Annotated in this window: 9 protein-coding genes; 8 read left to right on the forward strand and 1 reads right to left on the reverse strand. The window is 42.3% G+C overall.

The genetic code is table 11. From position 1 onward, the window contains the following. Window positions 1-28 precede the first annotated feature (28 nt). Window positions 29-523, reverse strand: coding sequence for a hypothetical protein (locus KP803_RS21400; RefSeq protein WP_248010884.1), 495 nt, complete (start codon window positions 521-523; stop codon window positions 29-31). 175 nt (window positions 524-698) lie between these two features. Between KP803_RS21400 and radD the strand changes: the two genes are divergently transcribed. The 8 genes from radD to KP803_RS21440 all read left to right on the forward strand — a co-directional run bounded on the left by radD (window position 699) and on the right by KP803_RS21440 (window position 8,388). After that, window positions 699-2,441: a DNA repair helicase RadD gene (gene radD, locus KP803_RS21405; protein ID WP_248010893.1), complete on the forward strand. Its 1,743-nt coding sequence runs from the start codon at window positions 699-701 to the stop codon at window positions 2,439-2,441. Window positions 2,442-2,554: 113 nt separating this feature from the next. Next, the gene (locus tag KP803_RS21410; RefSeq protein ID WP_248010885.1) at window positions 2,555-2,980 is read left to right on the forward strand and encodes a PepSY domain-containing protein; all 426 of its coding nucleotides are present in this window, start codon (window positions 2,555-2,557) and stop codon (window positions 2,978-2,980) included. Window positions 2,981-3,038: 58 nt separating this feature from the next. Then, window positions 3,039-3,698 carry a response regulator transcription factor gene (locus tag KP803_RS21415; RefSeq protein ID WP_248010886.1) on the forward strand — a complete coding sequence of 220 codons (660 nt, stop codon included), beginning with the start codon at window positions 3,039-3,041 and terminating at the stop codon, window positions 3,696-3,698. After that, window positions 3,688-5,034 carry an ATP-binding protein gene (locus KP803_RS21420; RefSeq protein WP_248010887.1) on the forward strand — a complete coding sequence of 449 codons (1,347 nt, stop codon included), beginning with the start codon at window positions 3,688-3,690 and terminating at the stop codon, window positions 5,032-5,034. The genes KP803_RS21415 and KP803_RS21420 overlap by 11 nt, the downstream gene beginning before the upstream one ends. A 196-nt stretch (window positions 5,035-5,230) precedes the next feature. Then, on the forward strand, window positions 5,231-5,509 hold the full coding sequence (gene rplY / locus KP803_RS21425) for a 50S ribosomal protein L25 (RefSeq protein WP_248010888.1): 279 nt from the start codon (window positions 5,231-5,233) through the stop codon (window positions 5,507-5,509). Window positions 5,510-5,910: 401 nt separating this feature from the next. Then, on the forward strand, window positions 5,911-6,105 hold the full coding sequence (locus KP803_RS21430; RefSeq protein WP_248010889.1) for a hypothetical protein: 195 nt from the start codon (window positions 5,911-5,913) through the stop codon (window positions 6,103-6,105). A 3-nt stretch (window positions 6,106-6,108) separates the two neighbouring features. Continuing rightward, a complete protein-coding gene (locus tag KP803_RS21435) occupies window positions 6,109-7,347 on the forward strand; it encodes a site-specific integrase (RefSeq protein ID WP_248010890.1) in 1,239 nt (412 codons plus the stop codon). A 609-nt stretch (window positions 7,348-7,956) separates the two neighbouring features. After that, a complete protein-coding gene (locus KP803_RS21440; RefSeq protein WP_248010891.1) occupies window positions 7,957-8,388 on the forward strand; it encodes an HD domain-containing protein in 432 nt (143 codons plus the stop codon). Window positions 8,389-8,486 lie beyond the last annotated feature (98 nt).

Consider the following 8,486-nt stretch of genomic DNA (forward strand, 5'->3'; position numbering starts at 1 on the left):
AAAACCTCTAAATAAATGGATTATTGAATTAAAAAGAATGTGAAAGTAGCTGATAAAAACTCTTCGAGGATTCAGCTTGATAGAACAGGTTTAACGAGTCAGCCTCTGTAAAGGTCAATTCCTTTCGAACCAAAGCAGTTAGAGCATCGATGTCAGTAACCATGACCGAATCAAACTCATTTTTTGGTACTTCATGAGCCAGAATTTCAACTCGCTCACCATCACCAATAAAACGAAAAAAATGTTGCCCTGTTGCCTCAAACAGCGTCACGTCGAAAATTTCTTTCTGATAATTTTGGTTCAACGCTTGTTCAAGAAGAAACTGAACAGTGACTAGGTTATGCCGTGGGTATTTTGGAAGTTTGCCCGCAATCTGTGCATTATATGACGCAACAGCAACTTCAAACGTTCCTGCTGGTACGGCAAACAAAGCACCGTCAACTCCCCCATCTCCGATACAAGCATTTGATACTTGAATATTCAGCATCCCTGCCAGCGTTACGGCGAATAACTTACCTTTCATAAAACCTCACTGACTCGTTTGTTGGTGAGAATACTAGCCCTTTAGGTATTCAAATTAAATACACATAACTGCACTTTAATTGTGAATATAATTCATATCACTTAAAGTGATGTACAATTCCAGTCAGTGGCTCTGCTGTGTATAATGAACCACTCAATAACGACCTTTAGTGATTATGTATACCCTTCGCCCATACCAAGCCGATTCAGTGAAAGCGGTTATTCACTACTTTCGAAAGCACTCCACGCCTTCTGTCATTGTTCTTCCAACCGGGGCAGGAAAAAGCTTGGTCATTGCAGAGCTTGCACGGTTAGCAAAAGGACGTGTCCTTGTTCTTGCTCATGTCAAAGAATTGGTTGAACAAAACCATGAAAAGTATGAAGGGTACGGAGAAAAAGGGGCTATTTACGCCGCAGGGTTAGGTCGTAAAGAGACCGATAAACAGGTGGTCTTTGCCTCAGTTCAATCGGTTGTGCGAAACCTTGACGATTTTAAAGACCAATTTTCACTCTTAGTTATCGATGAATGCCACCGTGTACCGGATGCCAAAAATAGTAGCTACCAAAAAGTCATCAGCCATTTACGAGAATTAAACTCAGGTATTAAGGTACTAGGGTTAACAGCAACACCCTATCGCTTGGGCATGGGTTGGATTTACCAATATCACACTCGTGGACAAGTGCGCAGCGAAGAGCCAAGGTTCTTCAGAGATTGTATCTTTGAGCTCCCTATTCACTATTTACTTGATGAGAATTTCCTGACGCCTGCACGCATGATGGATGCACCTGTACTTTCCTACGACTTCTCACAACTCAAACCTGCGAATACAGGTCGTTATAAAGAAGCAGAAATGGATATGGTGATCGACCAAGCTAAACGGGCGACCCCACAAATCGTAGAGCAGATCATTCAATACGCTTCGGATAAAAAAGGCATCATGGTGTTTGCCGCGACCGTTCGACATGCTCAAGAGATCTTACAATTACTTCCCGAAGATCAATCCGCTATCGTTATTGGTGACACCCCAACGCCTGAGCGTGATGACATTATCCAACGCTTTAAACATCGAAAAATTAAGTTTTTAGTCAATGTGTCAGTGCTAACGACTGGATTTGACGCTCCGCATGTTGATCTTATTGCCATCCTTAGACCAACAGAATCCGTTAGCCTCTACCAGCAAATCATTGGTCGTGGGCTTCGGTTGTCTCCCGGAAAGGAAGAGTGCCTGGTGCTCGATTATGCAGGAAACAACTACGACCTTTACCAGCCTGAAGTCGGCGATCCAAAACCCGACTCAAACAGTGAGATCATCACTATTCCCTGCCCCGCTTGTGGTTTTAATAACAACTTCTGGGGGAAACTGGATAGCAACGGTTTTCTACTTGAACACTTTGGCCGACGATGCCAAGGGTTTTTCACCGATGAAGAGACCAACGAACGTGAACACTGCGGATACCGGTTCCGCGCTAAATACTGTAATGAGTGCGGTGCAGATAACGACATAGCCGCCCGAATATGCCATGAGTGCGACGCGACACTTGTTGATCCTGATAAAAAGCTAAAAGAAGCATTAAACTTAAAAGATGCACTTGTATTCGAGTGCTTAGAAATGAACCTATCCGTCCATAAAGACCAATTAGGAAAAGCGCAGCTCAAAGTCACTTACCTTGGGGAAAATCAGGCTCAAGTGCATGAATTTTGGCCGCTCACCACCAAAAAACAGAAACAACGTTTTAAGGACCAATTTGTTCGTCCTCATTTAGCTGATAAGCATCGTCTTTTTGACGCGGCATCACCTAATAAAGTAGTGTCTCACCAACATCGCTTTCGACCACCTCAGTTTGTCATCGCTCGTAAGTCAGGGCGTTTTTGGAAAATGCGCGATAAGATCTTTGAAGATGAGTTACAAAATCGCTAATAAGCGAACAAAGAGTGAGACGATTCACTTTCTATTCATCGACACTTTTTATACTAAATTACATTGCCCAAATAAGAATTGGGGTAAACCATTACTTCAACTAAGGTTTCTATATGCTGACGAGATCTATCAAAGCAACTTTACTCGCTCTAGTTTGCTCTATATTGACACTAGTTTCACTGTCTACAGCGGCTAGCGAGACTACTACTGCTACAGCTAACGATACTCCATCGGGTCATGAACTGGTTCAAGATGTGTACAAAGAAGGTACTCGAGTTGAATTAGACGAAGACCAAGATGAAGTCTACGAAGCGGTACAACAAGGTTTAATTAAGCCTTTTTCCGAGCTTTATGACACTATTGATAGGCAACTTCACGGGCGTTTAATTCGAGTCGAGTTGGAAGAAGATGACGACGAATGGATTTATGAGTTGAAGCTCGTTCATGAACAGAACGTGATAAAAGTTGAATACAACGCGACCACTCTTGAGATGATCGAGATTAAAGGGCGCAATCTTCACGACGTGATTAAAAAATAGTGCTTGTATAGTTCAAGAATAGTTTGACGAATAATAAGACAAAAATAGAGAGCCAAATATGAAGATTTTAGTGGTTGAAGATGATGCTCGACTCGGTGAACAAATCATAGCGACGCTTGAAGGCGCTGGTTGGGTTCCTGAATTATCTCAAGATGGCATAGATGCATTATACCGAGCCACCTCTGAAGAGTGGGATGCGATTGTTTTAGACTTAGGTCTTCCGAAACTTGATGGCTTAACCGTATTAACGGGCATTCGTGACGAAAACATCAACACGCCAGTCATAATCTTAAGTGCTAGAGACACGCTAACACAGCGCGTTGAAGGCCTTAATGCAGGCGCTGATGATTACCTAACAAAGCCATTCGAGATGGTTGAATTAATCGCTCGCATAAGAGCGCAACTGCGTCGAGCATCAGGCAACGCTGCACCTGTCATGCAAATTGGCGATTTGAGCTTAGATACTCGAACCTCTAAAGTACTTTGGCAAGGTGAAGTCATTAGCCTAACAGCGCTAGAGTACAAAGTTGTCGCTTACTTTATGCACAACCCCGAAAAGGTCATTTCAAGAACCGAATTGGTTGAGCACATCTATAAACAAGATTTTGACCGAGACTCCAATACCGTTGAAGTTTTCATCGGTCGTATTCGTAAAAAAATCAACCCAAAAGTCATTAAAACCGTTCGTGGACTGGGGTATCAACTTAATGCCAACTAGGTTTGCTGCGATAAATCGTTTAAGTCTTAAAAAACGCCTGCTTATTGCCTCTTCTTTATGGCTTACCGCCATGATATTAGCTGCCGGTGTTGGTATTCCAAAGTTAGTACATGACTACCTCGTTAGTGATGCTAAAAATCAACTCAAGCTTGCCATGGACGAGATAACCGCCCATGTTGAAGCGGATGTCAGTGACAAACTCTCTCTTCCTTATCGTTTATCAGATCCACGATTTAGTCAGCCATATAGTGGCTTATATTGGGTGATAGCCAGTGAAGATCAGTCCTTGCGATCTCGTTCATTGTGGGACAAGAATATCAAGATTCTCTCGTTACCGATTCGCACCAAACTTTTAGGTGCGAAAGGTGAGAAACTTATCTATATCACTCAAACGATCTATTTACCCGGCGTGTCTAGCCCAGTCAATATTCTCGTTGGTGTTGATGAGGCACCTCTAATGGCCACTCTCAATCACCTCACTCGCCAACTATGGTTCATTCTAGGGCTTCTATTTGCTGGTATTTTACTCTTAATCGGAACACAAATTGGTTGGTCTCTTCGCCCCCTAGGGAAGATGCAACGTGAATTAGCCGCATTAAGAGCTGGCAAACAGAACCAGTTAGCTGAAGAGTACCCTAATGAAGTCTACCCGTTAGTTTATGATCTCAATGCCCTGCTCTTCCATTATCAAGAACTACTTGAGAGAGCGAGAAATCACGGCGGTAATTTGTCCCACGCATTAAAAACACCCCTTTCTGTACTAAAAAATGAGATTGCTGCACTACCACAAACAGAGCAACAGAAGCTACTGCCAGCCATTGAACAGATACAAAACCATATCGATTACCACCTAGGGCGAGCTAGAATTGCGGGTGCAGCGAATATTCTTTCAGTAAAATCCAACCCTAGCGAGCGCATTGATGCGATTTCAATGGCCTTTGATAAAGTCTATGCGTCTCGGGAAATCATCCTAATTAACGAAATTGATAGTGATATCGACGTTGCCGTGGATTCCACTGACCTTGATGAAATGCTAGGAAACCTACTTGAGAATGGCTACAAATGGGCAAGTTCTACCATTCGAGTTCATAGTAAACTCATCTCAAACCAACTGATTGAGATATACGTTGAAGATGATGGGCCAGGTATCCCAGAAGAAAATCATCAACACGCAATCAGGCGTGGTGTTCGATTAGATGAAACGACGCCTGGAACAGGACTTGGGCTCAATATAGTTAGCGAAATGGCACACAGTTATCGCGGAAAATTACTACTTGGAAAGAGCACAATGGGCGGATTAAAAGTGACCTTAAGTGTCAAGGTAGCCGCAACATAATTGTTCAGATTAACTGCATGAGTTAATTTCTGTTCAATTAGACTCACTTAACCGCAATTTGTATTGCTCACTATTAAAGAGAATGGTAGTATCCGCGCTCGTTTTGATAGTAACTTCGGTTGCTACCGAACGTAAGGCATCAACAAGGTCGCATTGTTGATGTGATATTTAATGTTTACTAATTGAGAGTAAAACTATGAAATTTGAAGCAGTAGTACGTACTGAACTAGGTAAAGGTGCGAGCCGCCGCCTACGTCACGCTGGTAAATTCCCAGCAGTTGTATACGGTGGCGAAGCAGCTCCTGTATCTATCGAACTAGCTCATAACGAAGTTATGAACCAAATGGACAAGCCAGAATTCTACGAAGGCATCACTCTTGTGATCGACGGCGCAGAAGTTAAGGTTAAGCCACAAGACGTTCAACGTCACGCGTTCAAGCCTAAAGTTGAGCACATGGACTTCATCCGCGTTTAATTCCCTACCAAGGAATTAGTCGGATAAAATCCAGCCTTCTGCATAGAAAAGATCATCGACTTTACCAATCGAGAAATCTAAAAATTCGAAAGCCCAATGCTACCAACATTGGGCTTTCACCGTTTTTGAGCCTCCCAAAACCTCTGTAAGCCTCTATTTTCAAAGTACTTACCCGCATATCACACGTTGTACTTAACCCCTGTGGATCAAAATAATTGTAAAATAATTACAATATACAGTAGTTGAAAAGCCACTATCTCCCGCCTAATTTCAAACTGTCTAGGCGAAAAAATCGCCTCTACTAAAAGTCACAAAACACTTTTTTGTCCGCTTATCTGGAAAAATCGCATTTGGCCGCCTCTAAAATCTACATACGCTCTAACAATAAGAAGGCTTTAAAAATGAATTACAGAACACTTAAACCAAGAAAGTTTATCGATGAATACTACCCAGGCTCAGGTTTCACCGTCTCTACTGTGCTGAATTGGATGAATAAGGGGCTTCTTCCGTATGTCACAACGCCCACGGGACAACGACTCGTGCTAGTTGATGAGTATGTGCTGATGATTACTGCCAGAAATGATCTGTTGGAGTAATTAATGGCTAGGCAAAGAGAGAAAAAGAACAGCGACCTCCCTCCACACCTATATCGCATCAAAGACAGGTTTGGAAGAACACGCTACCAGTTCCAGCGTGTGGACCGCACACGTGTTCTATTTCCTCTGCAAATGCCAATAAACCTTATAAAGATGCATGCATCAAACTACAACGCAAAGTACAGAAACATGGGGGCTATCCTAGAGCACGAAAGTGGTAAAAGCTCACAAACAAAAAGTTCAGGTTCGCCGTTTAACATTCCGCTCAACGAAGCTATCAAGAAGGTCGAAAAGGAAGTTATCAATGAAGAACTTTCAGACAATTATCTGAAGATATATCAGAGTACTATTGAAAGGTTATCTAAAGACCTTGGCCACATATATACGAGAAGCTTGAACTTGGAAATTGTTAACGAGTTTCTAGATGAACATTATGGAGGTACTAGCGCTAAACATTTCAATAATATTCTCGCTCACATAAAGAAACTCACGAGCTACCTAGCCGATCGTACCTACATACTTGATGACTTTATGAGGAACAAGAAAAACAGGCGGATACCATCTAGCCAGCAAAAGAAAACACGCCGTCAGTTATCGATGGAAGAGTTTCAGTTAATCTATGATGAGAGCCCTGTTTATTTAAAGGTAGCAATGATGCTTTCCTTTGAGTCTACTCATTCTGTCAATGAAATATGCAGAATCAAACACACCATAAAGGCACCTAAAGACGGTGTATGCGGCATTGTATGGAACCCCAGCAAACAACCAATCAAGGTGGATGACCTAGACGTATACGGCACTCTTTATATTCATCGTCAGAAGAGTAATAAACATGCGACCTCTAGGGTTGCCATCCCAGTAACCAAGGGGATTTATGAGGCAGTAGAGCTCGCTAAAACTGATCGATTAGTCTGTCCATATGCGGTGAGAAGAAGACCTCAGTGTTCTCAGCGTGGCACAGCAAAAGAAAACGACCAGCCTTTTCAAATCGCTAGTCACTACTTAAGTAAACAGTTCAGCAAAGTAAGAGATAAGTTGGGAATATTCGATCACTTAGCCGTCTCTCAACGGCCAACTTTTCATGAAATTCGAGGGCTTTCAGCTCGCGAGTTTGCAAATCACGGCTATAACCCTAGAGCTCGCATGGCTCACTGTAGTGACAAATCAACCGTCATCTATACCGAATCTCAAGAACCAGTATGGAACCCAGTTAAGCCAATGCACATATTGAATTTGAAGTGACAAAATTAGCATTGAAAGAGGTGTAGCCAAGTTTTCATGAGTTCCGATCAATGTCGAAACGCACCTATCGTAAACTAGCCTTAAATACACAAATGCTTCTTGGTCATAAAGATCATCGTCAATAGCTCTGTAGGCGAATGCGTCCTTTCCTCAGTGGGCCGAACATTTACTTAATTGGAGATTTACATGTATAAGGCAATTGGCATAGTATCCAACGTTGTATTGGTCCCAACTCAAAAATCACAAATTAGAGCGACCATTTTAGCTAATGGGCGCCATCTATGTGTAAGCTCAAGCCAATGTAACACTCTTGAATTACATCAGGGACAAATTGTATATTGCGAATATTCAGTCACCCCACATCCGTTTGTAAACTGTCACACAGCATTTCCCTTGCCTGCCCTACTCCCTATTGGAAATAATATTATTTTCTCCGGGCAAAACGATATCTTTGCTGAAAATTACAAAGAGCTTTGCTTATTAACATCTAGAATATCCGTTCCCTGCCTAAGATCGTTTATAGATACTCTTTGCCAAAAAACTAACTTGTTCAATGCGTTTGTTTCAATTCAAGCAAGTTGTAGAAATCATCACGATTATCGACACGGATTGTTGCAACACTCGATTGAAGTCGCACACCTTTCGTTAGACACCCTAAAAAGCTGTCATTTTTCTGATGAGATAGAGCAGCTAATTATCATTGCAGCCCTATTTCACGACATTGGAAAAACCGCACATGCGGTGTATACAAGTGAATGCACGTATGTACCCACCAATCACGAACTATCTACCTTCAGCCTATTGAGTGAGCCTATGGCACTGTTGTATCGTCAAAATAAGTTCTGGTATGACACATTACTGACATGTTGGGAGCCTGCATCTAAGGGCATGAGTACAGAGTGTGTGATTGCCAAGGCCGTTAAAAATGCCGACCAAATGTCGGCAGCTAAAAACGTAGCAGAAAAAGAATTTAGAAACTGTCCTGCTCACTGGTACTTTCGTACATGTGACAATAGACGGTTTCTTCGTACACCAGTTTAAGGTGCCAAAAACAGCCTCTTTTCTACAGTAGAAATGGTAGTTAAGGTTCGACAGAATCGCTTGGTGATCACACACCTGAAAGCGAGCTTGTAACTCAT

The organism is Vibrio amylolyticus (genome assembly GCF_023145695.1).
Taxonomy (GTDB): Bacteria; Pseudomonadota; Gammaproteobacteria; order Enterobacterales; family Vibrionaceae; genus Vibrio; species Vibrio amylolyticus.

Excerpts from the sequence above, each read along its gene's own strand:
- KP803_RS21400 (WP_248010884.1), bottom strand. The coding sequence starts at position 523 with ATGAAAGGTAAGTTATTCGCCGTAACGCTGGCAGGGATGCTGAATATT.
- radD (WP_248010893.1), top strand. The coding sequence starts at position 699 with ATGTATACCCTTCGCCCATACCAAGCCGATTCAGTGAAAGCGGTTATT.
- KP803_RS21410 (WP_248010885.1), top strand. The coding sequence starts at position 2,555 with ATGCTGACGAGATCTATCAAAGCAACTTTACTCGCTCTAGTTTGCTCT.
- KP803_RS21415 (WP_248010886.1), top strand. The coding sequence starts at position 3,039 with ATGAAGATTTTAGTGGTTGAAGATGATGCTCGACTCGGTGAACAAATC.
- KP803_RS21420 (WP_248010887.1), top strand. The coding sequence starts at position 3,688 with ATGCCAACTAGGTTTGCTGCGATAAATCGTTTAAGTCTTAAAAAACGC.
- rplY (WP_248010888.1), top strand. The coding sequence starts at position 5,231 with ATGAAATTTGAAGCAGTAGTACGTACTGAACTAGGTAAAGGTGCGAGC.
- KP803_RS21430 (WP_248010889.1), top strand. The coding sequence starts at position 5,911 with ATGAATTACAGAACACTTAAACCAAGAAAGTTTATCGATGAATACTAC.
- KP803_RS21435 (WP_248010890.1), top strand. The coding sequence starts at position 6,109 with ATGGCTAGGCAAAGAGAGAAAAAGAACAGCGACCTCCCTCCACACCTA.